Raw genomic sequence first — 16,657 nt, forward strand, 5'->3', positions numbered from 1 at the left:
GTCAACCCGCCATCAGTGCGTCGATGCGCTGCTGCGCCGGCGCGATGTCGCCGAAGGCGTTGCGCACCCAGTCGGCGTCGTGATAGCTCGGCAGGTAGCGTTCGCCCGCGTCGCACAGCAGCGAAAGAATGGAGCCCTGCTGGCCGGCCGCGCGCATTTCATGTGCCACGGCCAGCATGCCGACGAAGTTGGTGCCGGTCGACGGACCGACCTTGCGGCCCAGCAGTGCCGACAGCGCATGCATGGCCGCCACCGAATCGAGGTTGGGCACTTCGAGCATGCGGTCGACCAGCGTGCGCACGAAGCTGGGCTCCACGCGCGGGCGGCCGATGCCTTCGATGCGCGAGCCGGGCGCGGTCAGCGTCGTGTCGCCGCTGCGGTGATAGGCCGAGAACACCGAGCCTTCGGGGTCGGCCACGCACACCTGCGTGTCGTGGCAGCGAAAGCGCAGGTAGCGCCCGATGGTGGCGCTGGTGCCGCCGGTGCCGGCGCCCACCACGATCCATGTGGGCACGGGGTGCCGCTCGTGGGCCATCTGCTGGAACATGCTCTCGGCAATGTTGTTGTTGCCGCGCCAGTCGGTCGCGCGCTCGGCGTACGTGAACTGGTCCATGTAGTGGCCGCCGCTGCGCTCGGCCAGCGCACGGGCCTCGTCGTACACCTGTGCCGCATGGTCCACGAAGTGGCAGCGCGCGCCGTAGAAGGCGATCTGCGCGACCTTCTCGGGCGAGGTGCTGCGCGGCATCACGGCAATGAAGGGCAGGCCCAGCAGCCGCGCGAAGTAGGCCTCGCTCACGGCGGTGGAGCCGCTGGAGGCCTCGACGATGGTCGTGCCTTCGCGCACCCAGCCGTTGCACAGCGCGTACAGGAACAGCGAACGCGCGAGCCGGTGCTTGAGGCTGCCGGTGGGGTGCGTCGATTCATCCTTCAGGTACAGGTCGATGCCGCGCGCGGCGAGCGCGGGCAGCGGCAGCGGAATGAGGTGCGTGTCGGCGCTGCGCTGGTAGTCGGCTTCGATGCGGCGGATTGCGCCGGAGAGCCAGTCGCCGCAGGAGGAGGATGAAGGGGTGGGCTGCATAGCGCGCCAGTCTACAAGTCATGCTCTGTCACCCGGCGGGTGACGGAAAGCGACGGGATGGTCGGGCTTCCGCAACGGCGACGAGCTGCCCTCGGAGTTCGACCCCGCGCGCGGCTACGTGGTGACGGCCAACGAGAACAACATCCTGCCCGACCATCCCGTCGCGAAGAAGAGCGTGGGCCACGAGTGCAGCGATGCGGCGTGCGCGCCGCCTCAAGGCGCTGTTCGCGGCCAAGGTGGCAGCAGGCTCGCGCTTCACGATCGAGGACTCGCAGCGCATGCAGAGCGACATCGTCGCCACGCCGGCGCAGCGCCGCTGCCGCGCTGTAAAGAGGGCGCTGCCCCCGCCCGCCGCGGCGCGCCCGGCCACGCCGGTCGTCACGCGGTCGTCATTCGCCGATGTGATGCTTGCAGGAGTTGAAATACTGCCCACAAGCTTGCTGACACGATCCACTTCTTCCTTGTTGACTTCAGCGCATGGTGGTCGTGGGCGAGTGGTTGGACGGGGCTTGGGCCGGGGCAGGGACGACAGGCTCGTGCGAGCCTTTGTCTCTGGCCTGACGTGCACAGCAGTGTGCGTCTGCATCGCCTGGGGATCGACAGCGAAGGCCGTGGCCGCGGGCACCGAGGTGCAGTCGGCAGATGCCGCCACCCGCGCGTCGTCCGAATCGCAGATGCTCGACTTCGACCTGCCGGCGCAGCCCTTGGCGGCTGCCCTGGCGCAATACGTTGCGGTGTCGGGGCGATCGGTGATGTTCATCGACGAGTGGGTGGCGGGGCGAACGTCCGCCCCGGTGCGCGGGCGCCATACGCCGCATGCCGCCTTGCGGGCCTTGCTGGCCGGCACAGGTTTCGCCGCGGACGACGTGGACACGCAGCTTTCCGGTGCCTTCATCCTGAAGCGCGTCGCAGCGGCGCCCGGGCTGGCATCGACCGTCGGTTCGCCACGCGGGTACGACGCCCTGGTCCAGGCCCGCGTCTGGGACGCGCTGTGCGCCGATCTGCGTACGGCCCCCGGCCACTACCGCGCGATCCTGCAACTGCAGGTGACCACGTCGGGCCGCATCAGCCAGGCCAGCCTGGTGTCGTCTTCGGGAGACCCGGGGCGGGACGCCGCCATGCTCGCGGCATTGGCCCCTGTGAAGATGGACCGCCCCCCGCCCGCGGACCTGGCGCTGCCGCTCACGCTGGCCATCCTCCCGCACGACGTGTTGCCCGGACCCCGCTGTGCCACGGTGCACTGACACATGACGGAGAACGTCATCCCGCTGCTGCGCAGCTTCCTGGTGCAACGCTACGAGCAGCTCAGGCAACGCCTGGCCGTGCGGCTGGGGAATCGCGAACTGGCGGAAGACGCCCTGCACGAAACCTGGCTGAAGCTGGAGCGCAGCCAGCCCATGGCGGGCCCCATTGCAACGCCCCAGGCGTACCTGCTGCGCATGGCGGTCAACCTGGCCATCGACGTCCGGCGCGCACAGAGCCAGGTCTTGCTGTCCGACGACATCGACATGCTGATGAACGAGCTGCCGGACCCGACGCCCGGTCCTGCCGAGGTCGCCGAGGCCCGTTCGCAGCTGGAGGCGCTGGACGGCCTTCTGTCGCGCCTGCCGCCGCGCCGCCGCGAGATCCTGCTGTTGGTTCGCCTGGAGGGCTGGTCCCAGCGGGACGTGGCCACGCGGCTTGGCATTCCCGTGCGGACCGTCGAGTACGAACTGAAGGCCGCGCAGGATCTTCTGTTCTCGCGGCTGGAACCGCGCCCTGGCAGGTCTTCATGACGGCACGAAGAAATAGTTTGCGGATTGCGGTGTCGGCAACCGTCTATCAAGTACGGGGCCCCTGAAACCGACATGACGACGCACCCTTCACCACCGACGCTTCCCGAGACGCTGCGCGAAGACGCGCGCGCCTGGGTGCGCAAGCTGCATTCGGGCGCCGCCACGCAGTGGGAGGCGCAGGCGTTCCGCCGCTGGCGCGACGCGAGTCCCTTGCACCAAGCGGCGTTCATCGAGGCCCGGCAGCAGTGGCGCGTGCTTCAACCCGCGCTGAACAGGCTGGTGCGCACCGACGCCGAAGCGGCGAGCCTTCACCGCGAGACCCTGCACAAGCCCGCGGCGAGCCGCCGGGCCTTCCTGGGCGTGGCCGGCGCTGCCGCCGCGGCGGGTGTCGCGGGGGTGGCGGTCTATTCGCCCTTGGGGTTGTGGCCCGCGGCCAATGAATGGCGTGCGGACTGGCGCACCGCCGCCGGCGAGCAGCGTGCCATCGCGTGGTCCGACCAGATCGGCGTGACCTTGAACACCCGCACCAGCATCCGCCGGGTGGCCCCGGACGACCAGGCCGAGGGGCTGGAGTTGCTGAACGGCGAAGCGGCGATCGAGATGCTGCCCAGTGCGCGCACCTTCAGCGTCGTGGCCGGCGCCGGTCGCAGCATTGGCGAATCGGCGCGCTTCGAGATCAGCCGCCTGGAAGGGCGGGTGTGCGTGACCTGCCTGGCGGGGCGCGTGCGCATCGAGCACCCGGCCGGCGACCGTGTGCTGCTGGCGCGCCAGCAAGCGGTCTACCGCGATCACTCGATCAGCGGCATCGCCGCCGCAGACCCCGAGGTGGCTTCTGCCTGGCGGCGCGGTGAGCTCGTGTTCAAGCAGGCGCCCTTGTCGGTGGTGCTGGACGAGATCAATCGCTACCGCCCCGGGCGTGTGGTCTTGATGGTGGATTCGCTGCGGGGGAAAACGGTCACCGCAACCTTCAAGCTCGACCGCCTCGATCTGGCCTTGCTCCAGATGCAGCGTTCCTTCGGCTTGAACGCCCGGTCGCTCCCCGCCGGCGTGCTGGTCCTGAGCTAGAGGTGGACCTCGGGGTTGGGTGGTGACCCTGTCTCGATGTCGCGGCTTCCCATGGTGGTCGTGCGCGGCCACTGTGAAGCTTTCGTGACTTTGCCGAGGGGCAGTGCGCCCTCGCCGTTGATCTGCAAGGACTTTCCGGACCGCGGCTGCAGCGGCACGCGCGCGCCCACAACGAGGCCAAAAATATTCTTCTGGAATTCGACGTTTCCGTCCCGTCAAGGAACTGACGGCTCCTGTCGCGTTGGCTTTCGATCGCCATCGCAGGGGCTTCTTGAATGGGGCTGGCCTGCGCGACGCGCGCGGCCCCTTCGGCACAGGCTTTACTTCGGCGGGAATGAGAAATGACCATCAGTGGGTGCAACGAAAAGAATCGCTCGACACGCGCGGCACAGCAGGTTTTCAGGATGCTTCCCATCGCGCGGGCCATCGCTGTGGCGCTGGCCGCAGGTGGGGTCCTCGGCAGCGCGCACGCCCAGCGGGCGTTCAGCCCGGCGTGGTTCGCCGACAAGGGCGCGGCGCAGGCGGGCGCGATCGCCACGGGCAAGCTGCCCAACGGCGCGCCGGCGTCCAGCCTGGTCCACCCGACGCAGCCGTCGTCGGCGGCGAGCCAGCAGCTGCAGACGTCCATCACCAACCTGAACCTGGCCGCGCGCGCGATCGCCGCGCAGCAGGCGCAGCAGACACAGAAGCGGGCCGAGGCGCTGGCCAGCGGCGAGTCCGCGCCGGACGGCCTGGCCGAAGGCGGCCTGAAGGTCGACACGAATTCGCTGACCGCCGGCTGGCTCAACGCCAGGGACCCCGTGCAGGCCGCAGCCAACGGCAGGACCACGGTCACCATCGAGCAGACCGCCGACAAGGCCATCCTGAACTGGGAGACCTTCAACGTCGGCAAGCACACGACGGTGAAGTTCGACCAGCGTGCCGGCACCCACGCCAAGACCGGCGCCAACGAGTGGATCGCGCTCAACCGCATCAACGACCCCAGCGGCCGACCCAGCCAGATCGCCGGCCGCATCGAGGCCGAGGGCAGCGTCTACCTCATCAATCGCAACGGCATCCTGTTCACCGGCAGCAGCCAGGTCAACGTGCGCAGCCTGGTCGCCTCCAGCCTCAAGCTCAGCGACGAACAGTTCAAGGCCGGTCTCAACACGCGCCTGGGCGCGAAGGCGGGCGACCCCGGTTACTGGAGCGGCCTCGAAGTGGCCGTCGGCATTCCCACCTTCGGTGAGAACTCCCCGCAGATGCCGGCCGATTCGAACGTGCTGTTCGCCGACATGGGCCCGGCCTTCGATCCGGGCACGCCGCCGGGCGACGTCAAGGTGGCGGCCGGTGCGCAGATCACGGGCCAGGGCGGCCACGTGCTGATGTTCGCGCCCAAGGTCAGCAATGCGGGCAGCATCCGCACGCCGAGCGGCCAGACGCTGCTGGGCGCCGGCGAAAACGTGTGGCTGGAGGCCAAGGAGATCAGCCCCACCGTGCGCGGCTTCGATGCCGTCACCTCGTCGGTGCGGCCCTGGGTCTTTCCGGCCAAGTTCCTGATCAACCCACAGACAGCGCCCGCCTTCCAGCCCTATCTCATCGGGCGCATCGTGTCCGACATCCTGCCGCTGATGGAACAGCGCGCGGCCCAGGTCGGCTACAGCGTGCACAACACTGGCATCGTCCAGGCCGATCACGGCGACATCACCATGGTGTCGCGCGAAATCAATCAGGGCGGCATCCTGCAAGCCAGCACCGCGCTGAACAACCGCACGGGCTCCATCCGTCTGCGCGCCTGGGGCCAGGGCGTGCACAACATCGACATCAACCTGGCGGCCGACGTCCCGCGCCTGGCGGCCTGGTCGGGCGGCACGCTGACCCTGGGGCCGGACAGCATCACCCAGGTCGTCAACGACTGGCAGGACACCACGCGGATCGAAAGCGGCTCGCTGGCCAACCGCTACCAGCCCGGGCGCATCGAGCTCTACGGCAAGACGATCGACGTGCAGACCCGTGCCCAGGTCACCGCCGCCGCGGGCCACATCGACATCCAGGCCCAGGCCAACCCGGCGGCCCTGCAGCGCAACACCCAGGTGGGCGACGGCAGCCGCATCCTCATCGGTGAACAAGCTACCGTCAGCACCGCGGGACTGATGCAGATGCCGGTGGACATGGCCAGCAACTTCGTCGAAGCCGAATTGCGCATCAACGAACTGCGCGACTCCCACCTGCAGGCGGGGACCTGGCTGTACGGCCGGAAGGTCATCGTGGATCGACGTCGGTCGGGCACTTTCAAGGGGCTGATGGCGGGCGTCGAATGGGTTACCGACGAGTCCGGCAAGGCGCTCAAGGGCGTCTGGGTCGGCACCCCGCTGGCGGACGTGACGGGCTGGGTGGGCAACGGCCTGATCGGTCTGTCGGAGCTGGCGGCGCGAGGCGGCGACATCACCATCCAGTCCAATGGCTCGGTGATCACGCGACCGGGCTCCATCCTGGATGTGTCCGGCGGCTCGGTGCGTTACAGCGATGGCTGGAACACCGAAACCCTGCTGCGCGGCGCGGACGGGCGCACCTACACCATGTCGTCCGCGCCGGCGGACATGACCTACACCGGCATCGCGGGCCAGTACCTGAACACGCACGCGCGCTGGGGTGTCACGCACACCTACGTCAACCCGCTGATGTCCGGGAAGCGCTGGGAGCCGGGCTACGAGGAAGGCCGCAATGCCGGTTCGATCGACATCCGTGCCGGCAGCGCCTTCATTCTCGAAGGCGAGTTCAAGGGCTCGGTGCAACCCGGCGACCGGGTGCAGGAAGCGTCCGAGCTGCCGCGCGCCGGCCGCCTGGTGGTGGGCTCCAACCGGGCGCAGGAGGGCATGTGGACTTTGGGCCAGGTCGTCATCAGCGACAGGCCCGCGTTGCTGCCGACGGGTTTCAGCATCGACAGTCCGCTGGGCAGGGACGCCTTCCTGACCGAGCCGGAAGGGCAATCCCCCGGCGCCGGCGCGGGGTTGGGCCGCACGACCTGGCTGTCCGCCGCGGGGCTGAGCAACTCGGGCCTGGGCGCCATCGAGTTGAATCTGAACGCCGGCTTCGTGTTGGAAGAAAGCGCGGTGCTGAATCTGCAGCCGGGGGCGCGCTTCACGGCCGCGGTCTACGACGGCCAGGGCATCCCCGGCAACTTCGACATCCTGGGCCGGATCATCGCCCCGGGTGGCGCCATTTCGCTGAGCGCCGGCGGCAAGGCGGACAGCGTGCTGCGCCTGGGTGCGAACAGCCTGCTGAGCGTCGCGGGCCAGTGGGTCAACGACAGCGGTGGCGGCGTCACGCTGGGCCGCGCCATCCATGGTGGCTCGATTGCACTGGGGACGCCGATCAAGGAGGGCCTGGGCACGGTGTACGGCCACGTGGACGTGGCCACCGGCGCGACGCTGGACGTGTCCGGCGGCGGCTGGCTGTCCGGTGCCACGTCGGGCGGCAAGGCAGGCAAGGTGCAGGCGGGCAACGGCGGGGCCATCAGCCTCACGGCGTTCGACAACACGGCGCTCGGCACGCTGGACCTGCGCGGTTGGTCGGGGGGCGATGCGTCGCGGCTCACCATCACGGCGACCGGTGATGTGCAGGTGGGCGGGGCAGCGCCGGCGGACGGGACGGCATCGGGCACGGCCAGGCCGCTGCTGCACCTGCCGGAAACGCTGTACGCCGAGCGCGGCTTCGGCACCCTCGGCATCCGCTCGCTCGGCGGGAACGTCGTGGTCGCGGAAGGCGCACAGGTGCACATCCAGCCCACGAGCTGGGACATGCCCGCGGCGGTATCGGCGCTGCGCACGTTGCCCAGCGGCGATTCGTTGGGCCCTGTGCTGGCCCCCGTCGCGCTGGACGCGCTGAGCGATCAGCACCGCGCCGCGCGCGCGCCCGGCGGCCTGTCGCTGGCGACCATCGCGTCCGGCGGGGACATCCGCATCGACGCCAACGCCAGCATCCGCACAGAACCCGGCGGCTCGGTCTCCCTGGACGCGGACGGGTCCGTGCGCGTGGCCGGCCGCGTCGAGGTGCCGGCCGGGACGCTGGGCATCCGCGCCAAGAAAACCCTGACGCTGGCCGATGGTGCCGAGTTGCTGCTGCCGGGTGTGGCGCAAGTCTTCCGCGACCCCGTCATGCGCCTGCGCCAGGGCAGGCTGCTGCCGGGCGGCAAGGTCACGCTGGACGCCGGCACGCTGGATGCGCAGGCAGGTGCGCTGATCGACGTGTCGGGCGCGCGGGGCACGGTGGAATACTGGGATCGCGGCACGGGCGCGCTCGGCGCCCTGCGGCGCGTGGAACAGGAACTGGGCAGCGACGGCGGCGCGATCGTGATGACGGCCGCGGCCGGAGGCGCCATGAATGCCCGGCTTCGCGCCCACGGCGGCAATGCCCAGGCGGCGGGCGGATCGTTGTCCATCACGGACACCAGCCCGGCCGGGAGTTCGTCCGGGGATCTGGTGGCGCCGGACATCGGCTCCTTCCTCTACTACAAGAGCCCCACCGGCACGTACACGTTCAACGGCGAGAAGTACGCGCGGATCATCGGGACCTCCGGCAACCTCGACGTGCATGACGAGCATGCCGGCGACGTCAAGATGACCAGCGCCATGCGCACGGCGATCAACACGGCGCTGCCCACGTTGGTTTCCAGCAGCAACGGGCTCGTCATCGATGCGGGTGCGGCGCTTGCCGCGGGACCGGGCCGCGACATGGCGCCGTGGGAACACGACGCGACCATCGACAAGCGGGTGGTCGAGCTGCTCAACACGTATTTCTGGAGCGGAACCGGAACGGCGCTGAGCCACAAGATCAACATCGGCAACATCGCCACCTCGGACGGCACCCTGCACGTCTCGGCGAAGTCGCTGCAGGACACGGGCTTGTCGGCGGTCGATCTGCGCTCCACGCAAGTGGGCGTGCAGCTTGCGGGCGGCGTCGATCTGAACATTGCGGGTCGCCTGGGCATCACCGCCCCGGTCATCAGGAGCGACGGGCTGGGCGGCGTGGTGCGCCTGCACGCCCACCATCTGCAACTGAACCCGCTGGCCGGCGCGGTTGGTGCCGTGGGCGCCACGACCCCCAATGCCGGCGAACTGATCCTGTCGGCCAGCCAGGCCATCGACATCGCGGGCAGCGGCCTGAAGGGCGAGGCCGCGTCCTCCGTGGACGTCAAGCTGCGCGGCTTCGAGCGCACGGTGCTGGAAACCGGCGACCTGCGCTTCGTGGCGGGGGCCTACAGCGAAGGCGGCACCGACTACGACGACCCCCAGCTGCGGGCCACGCTGGATGTGGGCGGCGCGCTGGAGATCAAGGCCGCGCAGGTCTATCCGGCCACCGCCGTCACGGCGAAGATCAGCTCGGACAAATCCATCACCGTGCGCGGCAACGGAAGCGCCGACGCGCCTCTGTCGGCCGGCGGCAGCCTGACGCTGAACGCGCCCGTCATCGAGCAGGACGGCGTGCTGCGCGCGCCCTTCGGGCAGATTGCGCTGAATGCCGGCGAACGCCTGACGCTGGGCACGAACAGCCTGACCTCGGTGTCCGGCGCGGGCCTGGACGTGCTCTACGGCAGCCTGCGCAACGCCGAATACTGGCTGGACCCGACCAACCCGCAGGGCCGCAACCGTACCAATGCCGGCGATGCCGGTTCCCTGGACGAAAACCGCTATCTGTCGTTCCTGCCGGAAAAGCGCGTGCTCCTGCAAGCGCCGGATGTGGCCATGGCCGCGGGCGCGGTGGTGGACATCGCGGGCGGCGGCGACCTGCATGCGTGGGAGCACGTGCCCGGCTCGGGCGGCTCGCACGACGTGCTGACGCTGCCCGGCATGTACGCCGTGCTGCCGGGCTACCAGGGCCTGTCGCCCGTGGCGGGCGGTGCGGCGGGCCAGAAGGTCTGGCTGGCCGGTGGTGGCCTGGGCGCCGGCTGGTACACGCTGCTGCCGGCACGCTATGCGCTGCTGCCCGGCGCCTTCGCGGTGCAGAGCACGGGCCAGGCCTTGCCGGCGTGGGCCGCGTCCCGTGGCGAGGTGGTGAGCCTGCGCGACGGCTCGACGATCGTGGCCGGTCGGGAACAGAACACGATCAGCGGCGCGCGCGATGCCACGGCCTCGGGCTGGCGCGTGCTGCCCGCCAGCCTGGTGCGCAAGGTCAGCGAATACAACGAAGCGCGGGGCAACGCTTTCTTCTCATCGGATGCGTTCAAGCTGACGCAATACCGCCTCACAGGGCAGGACGTCGTGACCCCGCGCCTGGCGCGCGATGGCGGCGCCGTGGTGTTCAAGGCCGACCGCGCCCTGACGCTGGACGGCGAACTGCGCGCGCAACCCGATGCGGGCGGTCGCGGCAGCCTGGTGGACATTGCCGCCGCCAAGATCGCCATCGTCGGCGCGGGTCAGGACAGCAGCGACCTGCGCGCCGATGGCTACCTGGTCGTGGATGCCGGCAGCCTGACGCGCTTCGGCGCGGGCAGCCTGCTGGTGGGCGGCACGCGCACGGGCAACGTGCGGGGCCTGCAGGTGGACGTGGCCGCCAGCGACGTGGTGCTGCGCAACACGGCAGGCACCGCGTTGAGCGGCCCGGAAGTGATCCTGGCCGCGGCGAATGCGGTGTCGATCGAGTCGGGCAGCGTGCTGCGCGCGAGCGGCCAGGCATCGGGCGACGAAGCGAACCTGGTGCTCAAGCCGCAGGTGGCGCCCGTGTGGAGCGACAACAACACGCCGAACGACATCAGCGACGACCACATCGTCACACCCTCCAAAGACTGGGGTGCGCTGGTGCGCGTGAGCAGCGGCCAGGCCGTGCGGGCGCTGCGCGAGAACGTGGACACCACGGTCGGCGGCCAGGTGCGCATCGGCGCCGGCGCGCTGCTGCAGGGCGGCGAGGCGTTGCTGCTCGACGCCACAAGCAACACCGAGATGGCGGCCGGCGCGCAACTGTCGGGCAAGGCCCTGTCGGTGGCCGCGAGCCGCATCGGCATCGGCATCGGCGGCGGCAGCGGTGGCCTGGTGCTGGACACCGACGCCCTGGCGCAGCTGTCGCGCGCGCAGTCATTGACGCTGCACAGCTACGGCAGCCTGGACTTCTATCGCTCGCTGGACATGCGCGGCCTGGCGCAGGTGGTGTTCGACGCCGCAGCCTTGCGGGGCCATGGCGCCGATGCCGTGCAGGTGCAGGCCTCCCACCTCACGCTGCAGAACACGGGCGCGTCGCTCGGCAGCGCGGGCACGGGCGGTGGTCGCCTCGAGCTGTCGGCAGGCGAACTGGTGCTGGGCGCGGGCGACAAGACGATGTCCGGCTTCGACCAGGTGCTGCTGTCGGCCAGCCGGCGCATTGCCGGTGAAGGCACCGGGAGCCTGGACGCCGGCACGGCGGCGCTGACGCTGCGCACGCCAGTGCTGCAAGGGGTGTCCGGCTCAGACCAAGCTGTGCGAACGCAGGGGCCACTGGTGTTGCAGCAGGACGCGCAGCTGGATGCGCAGGAGACGGCGTCACTGGGTCGCGCCAGCCTGGGCGCGCGCCTGAGCCTGTCGGGCCAGGGCGTGACCGTGGCGCTGCCGGTGCTGGCGCTGGGCGGCAGCATTGCGGTCGATGCCGGCACGGGCAACCTCACGGTTGCAGACTCGGGCCGCCTGCACGCGGGCGGCCTGGAAAAAGTCTTCTTCGACGCGGCCCAGTACGTGGATGCGGGCCAGATCAGCCTGGCGACGCGAGGCGGCCTGATCGACCTGGCCCCGGGCAGCCTGCTGGACCTGTCCGCCCATCCGCACGGTGGCGACGCCGGCCGCCTGACGGTGGATGCATCGGCCGGCGGACGGGTCCACTTCGCTGGCACCCTGCAAGCGCAGGCCGGTGCCGGCGGCAATGGCGGCAACTTTGCGCTGGCCATCGATCGGCTGGACGATTTCGGTGCGCTGGCGCGAACGCTCAACGATGAGGGCTTCAGCCGCTCGCGGCAGTTCCGCGTCCGCCAGGGCGACCTGACGATCGCGGGCACCACGCGTGTGGCCGACTTCGAAGTCATCACCGATCGCGGCGTGATTGCTGTCGACGGCACGGCGCGCGTCGAGGCCAATGCGGCCTACGGCGGCAGCATCCGCCTGGTCGGTGGGGCGGGGCTGACGATGCAGCCTGGCGCGGTGCTGGCGGCCCATGCCACCGACGCCATCGATGGCCTGGGCAGCAGCCGCATCGACCTGGAAGCGGTCGATGGCCAACTGCACCTGGCCGGCGGCACGCTGGACCTGAGCGGCGGCGAAGGCGGCAAGCTGCGGCTGCGGGCGCAGCGCACCGCAGGCAACGACGGCCTGAACGTCACGGCGCTGAACGCCGCCGTGCAGGGCGCGCGCTCCGCGGTGCTCGAAGGCGTGCGCCGCCATGCCAGCACGGACGGCGCGGTGGAATCCGTGGCCCCGCAGGCGATCGCCGAGGCCAATGCCTTTGCAGGCCACACCGGCATCCTGGCGCGGCTGGGCGGCAATGCCACCGCCTACACCTTGGCTGCGGGCATCGAGATCACCAGCCCGGGCGACCTGACGCTGGGCCGCGACTGGAACCTGTTCGACAGCTTCGGTGCGGCGCACCGCGAAGGCACGCTCACGCTGCGCGCCGGCGGCAACCTGAACATCGACGGCCATCTGAGCGACGGCTTCGACGTGGCGGGTCGCGACAACGGCGCGGGCCGGGCGGCGAGGCTGCAGCAGGCCGCGTCGTGGAATCTGCGCCTGGTGGCGGGCGCGGACCTGAATTCGGTCGACGCACTGGCCACGCGGGCGCCGGGCGCGCTCGCGAGCGATGCCGGCACGATCCGCGTGGGCACGGCCGGTGCCGAGTCGGGCGCCGGCAAGCTGGTGCGCACCGGCAGCGGCGACCTGACGGTGCGCGCCGGGCGCGACCTGGTACTCGCCCACAAGGAGTCCGCGCTGTACACGGCGGGCCGGGCCGAGGCCGATCCCACCCTGGGTGGCGGCTTCGACACCGCCAGCGTCGATGCCCAGTACGGCACCGCAGGCGGTCACCTGGACGTCGCGGTCCAGGGCAGCGTGCGCGCGCCGACCCAGCAGGGCGTGCGTTCGGACCAGATCCTGACCGAATGGCTGTTCCGCCAGGGACGCTACGGCGGCGAGTTCAGCAGCCCCACCGGCTACTACGACCCCTACAACATGGGCGACACCTGGGCGCCGGTCATGTCCGCGCGGGGCCAGCAACCGAGCTGGTGGGTGAACCACGCCAGCTTCCAGCAGGGCCTGGGCGCGCTGGGGGGCGGCAACGTGAAGCTGTCGGCGGGCGGCGACCTGGTGAACCTGGTGGTGGCCTTGCCCAGCACCATGCGCGTGACGGGCGGGCGTTCCGCCGGCGACGCCGCGGCCTCCATCGTGACGCGCAACGGCGGGCAGCTGCAGGTGAGCGCGGGCGGCGCCCTGAAGGCCGGCCAGTACTACGTAGGCCGCGGCGCCGGCGAGATCGACGCAGGCACCAGCGCCGCCGGCTATGTCATGAGCGGCACATCGAACAACGGGTCCGGCGACACCTATGCCTACGACATCGCGCCCGTGCTGGCGCTGTCGGACGCCACGCTCAAGCTGCAGACGCTGGGCGACCTGGTCCTGCAGACCGTGATCGACCCCATGCAGATACGCCGTGCCTACATCGACCAGGTCGACAAGGACACCAGTGGCGGGGCCAGCCATGCAATGTTCATGAGCAGCCAGACCGAACGCAGCGCCGTCACGCTGGTGTCCACCGGCGGCAACGTGCGTCTGGAAAACCAGTCGGAATACGTGGCAGGCAACGACACGGGTAACACCACCAAGCTGGTGAACGGCATGACCGACACCAAGCTCCAGACCGACATGGTGGGCCTGTACCCGGCCAAGCTGAGCGTGTCGGCCCTGAGCGGAAGCATCGACATTGCGGGCCTGCTGGCGATGGCGCCGGCGAACACCAGCGACCTCTCCTTGCTGGCTGCCCAGGATCTGCGCTTCCTGCGCGGCAGCAGCCTGCTGAACACGGGGGCCATCGTGATGACCCAGACCACGCTGGACAAGTGGCCCTCGATCTTCCGCCCGTGGACAGGCCTCACGACCGTGCTGGGCGGTGCGTCGGCGTTCGGCGCGCCGCTGAAGTCCGTCTATGGCGGCTTCTCGGTGACGAATGCCTTCCTGACGAACAGCGCCAATGGGGGGGCGGAGCTGTTCGACAACCCGCAGACGCTGCCGATGCAGGCGCACGACTTCGCGCCCAGCCGCCTCTACGCGGGGGCTGGTTCCATCAGCGACCTGAACCTGATCGCGTCGGAATCGGTGCGCGTGCAGGCTGGCACCGACATCCGCAACTTCGAGCTGAGCGCGCGCAACCTGCGCGCCACCGACAGCACGGTGCTGGCGGCGGGCAACGACATCCTGGCTGTCGCCAACCGGTTCCTGTCGCATCCCTATGCGAGAACCAGCGGCGACGCGGCCTCGTACTACTACGACCGGGGCAGCCGCACCGCCCTGCAGGGGCCGGGGGAGCTGCTGCTGCTGGCCGGGCGCGACATCCAGGGCAACAACTTTTCGCTGTACACCAATGGCAACCGCTATTGGGACTACGTGTCGGCCACGCCGCGCGGCGAGGAAACGAACATCATCAAGGCCCTGCCCGCCGAAGGCGCCGACATCACCCTGATGGCCGGCATGAACAAGGCCGCCCGCTACGACGCCTTCGAGTCCGCTTACCTGAACCCGGCCAACGTGGCCGCCATGCCGCAGTACCTGAAGACCACCCTGGCGGACGGCACGGTGGCGCCGCTGTACCTCACCGACGGCGTGGATCACCGCGGCGACCTGCCCAAGCTCACGCGCCGGGGCCTGGTGTCCTTCGTCGAAGGCGTGCTCGGTGCCGACAAGGTCGCCAGCCTGGTCGCCAACGCGGACGGCAAGCTGAGCCCGCAGCAGGCATGGGAGCAATACCGGCAACTGCCGCCCTTGGTGCGCGAGCAGTTCCTGCGCCAGGTCTTTGTCTACGAACTGCGCGAAGGAGGGCGCGACCAGAACGGGGGCGACGGGCAGAGCGGGCCGATCAACGGCGGCTACCGCCGCGGCTCCGCGGCCATCGACACGCTGTTCCGAGGTGCGACGGCCGAAGGCCAGCCCGTGCGCTACGCCGCGGACCTGCCGGGCAACTGGCGCAGCAGCTGGTCCGGCGTGGGCAGCGTCGCCGCGACCCGGATGGCGGTGCGCACCCACCAGGGGGGCGACATCAACGTCTTCACCCCCGGCGGCGGCCTGCAGGTGGCGGGGCTGGGCGCGGTGGTGCCGGACGGGTACGGTCTGGTCACGCTGGCCTCGCCGGGGCAGGTCAATGTGTTCACCGACCGGGACATCACCGTGAACCGTTCGCGCATCCTGTCCTTCGTCTCGCAGGCCGAGCCGCTTGGCAGCGACCAGGTGCTGTGGTCCAGCCAGGGCGACATCGACGCCGGCCGCGGCGCCAAGACCGTGCGCATCCCGCAGGCGCCGGAAGTCACCGCGGACGCGGACGGCAACATCACCGTGCAGGAAAAGCGCGACATGAGCGGCGCCGGCATCGGCACCGTGGGCGAAGGCGACGTGGACCTGGTCGCACCGAGGGGCACCATCGATGCGGGCGATGCCGGCATCCGGGTCGCCAGCAACCTCAACATCGCCGCGCTGCAGGTGCGCAACGCCGACAACATCCAGGTCAAGGGCGAGACAACCGGGCTGCCGGTGGTGGCCGCGGTGAACATCGGTGCACTGACCACCGCCAGCGCGGCGGCGTCGGCGGCGGCCATGGCGGCGCAGGAGTCCATGCGACAGGAGCGGGCCGCGGCACGGCAGAACCTGCCCTCGGTCTTCACGGTGCGGGTGCTGGGCTTCGGCAACGAAAGCCTGTCGCCGGGCGGTGCGGGTGCATCGTCGCCGCCACGTCCCGGCGCGCAAGCGGGCGCTGCGCCTCGGTACGACCCTGCCCATTCCGTGCAGGTCTTTGGGCACGGCAACCAGTTCGACGCGTCGGTGATGTCGTTGCTGACGGATGCCGAGAAGAGCAGGTTGCGCCATGCCGGCAAGTAAGACGATGTCCGCGGCTGAGTTCGATATCGGTCCTTGTTTTCAAGGGCCATTCGCGGGTCACGGCGAGCCCGTCGGCGTGATGCTGCGGGCGTTCCTCACGGCGAACTACACGTACCTGCATCGCCGGCTGGCCCGCGATCTTGGCTGTTGCGACCAGGCCAGCGAGTGCCTGCACGACGCCTGGCTGCGCCTGGGCGACATGACGGCATCGGAGCCCGTGCGCAGTCCCGGGGCCTATGTCTATCGAACGGCGCGCAACCTGGCCATGGACCGCTTGCGCAGCGACCGGTCCTGGCAGTACGTGGGCGAATGGGATACGGCCCTCGATCTCCTGGCCGATCACGCGCCCGGCCCCGATGCCATCGCCGAGGCGCGTTCGGCCGTGGAGGCCGTCGAGCAGGCGATGCAGCGGCTTTCGCACCGGCATCGTTCGGTGCTCGTGGCACTGCAGATCGAGGAGATGACCCGCCAGGACGTGGCGGACCGGCATTGCATCTCCTTGCGCCGGGTGGACACGGCACTTCGCCAGGCCCTGGACTACTGCGCGCATGCGTCCGGTCACACCGTGAGGGCGGAAGGCGCTTCGCCTCGGCGCGGTCTTTCGCGGCGATGGCCGGAGAAAGTCGTCGCCCCGTTGCGCGCGAGCGCGCCACGCGCGCAGAAGTGAG

At 70.2% G+C, this 16,657-nt stretch carries 7 protein-coding genes; 6 read left to right on the plus strand and 1 reads right to left on the minus strand.

The window, feature by feature from the left end:
* Window position 1: 1 nt before the first annotated feature.
* Window positions 2–1,078, minus strand: a complete 1,077-nt coding sequence (locus ASD34_RS16655; protein WP_056579632.1) for a PLP-dependent cysteine synthase family protein — start codon at window positions 1,076–1,078, stop codon at window positions 2–4.
* An 85-nt stretch (window positions 1,079–1,163) separates the two neighbouring features.
* On the opposite strand from ASD34_RS16655, the gene ASD34_RS27155 reads away from it, so the two are divergent.
* From ASD34_RS27155 to ASD34_RS16680, 6 genes are all read left to right on the plus strand, one after another.
* Window positions 1,164–1,499, plus strand: a complete 336-nt coding sequence (locus ASD34_RS27155) for a penicillin acylase family protein (protein ID WP_235510178.1) — start codon at window positions 1,164–1,166, stop codon at window positions 1,497–1,499.
* A gap of 190 nt (window positions 1,500–1,689) precedes the next feature.
* Complete coding sequence (locus ASD34_RS27770) at window positions 1,690–2,322, plus strand: TonB C-terminal domain-containing protein (RefSeq protein WP_162248701.1); 633 nt, start codon at window positions 1,690–1,692, stop codon at window positions 2,320–2,322.
* Window positions 2,323–2,325: 3 nt separating this feature from the next.
* On the plus strand, window positions 2,326–2,853 hold the full coding sequence (locus ASD34_RS16665; protein ID WP_056579636.1) for an RNA polymerase sigma factor: 528 nt from the start codon (window positions 2,326–2,328) through the stop codon (window positions 2,851–2,853).
* A gap of 72 nt (window positions 2,854–2,925) precedes the next feature.
* The gene (locus ASD34_RS16670) at window positions 2,926–3,918 is read left to right on the plus strand and encodes a FecR family protein (RefSeq protein WP_056579639.1); all 993 of its coding nucleotides are present in this window, start codon (window positions 2,926–2,928) and stop codon (window positions 3,916–3,918) included.
* Window positions 3,919–4,322: 404 nt separating this feature from the next.
* Complete coding sequence (locus ASD34_RS16675; RefSeq protein WP_056579641.1) at window positions 4,323–15,989, plus strand: filamentous haemagglutinin family protein; 11,667 nt, start codon at window positions 4,323–4,325, stop codon at window positions 15,987–15,989.
* Window positions 15,976–16,656: an RNA polymerase sigma factor gene (locus tag ASD34_RS16680; protein WP_056579643.1), complete on the plus strand. Its 681-nt coding sequence runs from the start codon at window positions 15,976–15,978 to the stop codon at window positions 16,654–16,656. The genes ASD34_RS16675 and ASD34_RS16680 overlap by 14 nt, the downstream gene beginning before the upstream one ends.
* The last annotated feature ends 1 nt before the right edge of the window (window position 16,657 follow it).

Origin of the sequence: Variovorax sp. Root473, from assembly GCF_001426505.1 — a bacterium.
In the GTDB taxonomy this organism is placed as follows: Bacteria; Pseudomonadota; Gammaproteobacteria; order Burkholderiales; family Burkholderiaceae_C; genus Variovorax.

Coding starts and splice junctions, on each gene's coding strand:
- ASD34_RS16655 (WP_056579632.1), bottom strand. CDS start 1,078: ATGCAGCCCACCCCTTCATCCTCCTCCTGCGGCGACTGGCTCTCCGGC.
- ASD34_RS16675 (WP_056579641.1), top strand. CDS start 4,323: ATGCTTCCCATCGCGCGGGCCATCGCTGTGGCGCTGGCCGCAGGTGGG.
- ASD34_RS16670 (WP_056579639.1), top strand. CDS start 2,926: ATGACGACGCACCCTTCACCACCGACGCTTCCCGAGACGCTGCGCGAA.
- ASD34_RS16665 (WP_056579636.1), top strand. CDS start 2,326: ATGACGGAGAACGTCATCCCGCTGCTGCGCAGCTTCCTGGTGCAACGC.
- ASD34_RS16680 (WP_056579643.1), top strand. CDS start 15,976: ATGCCGGCAAGTAAGACGATGTCCGCGGCTGAGTTCGATATCGGTCCT.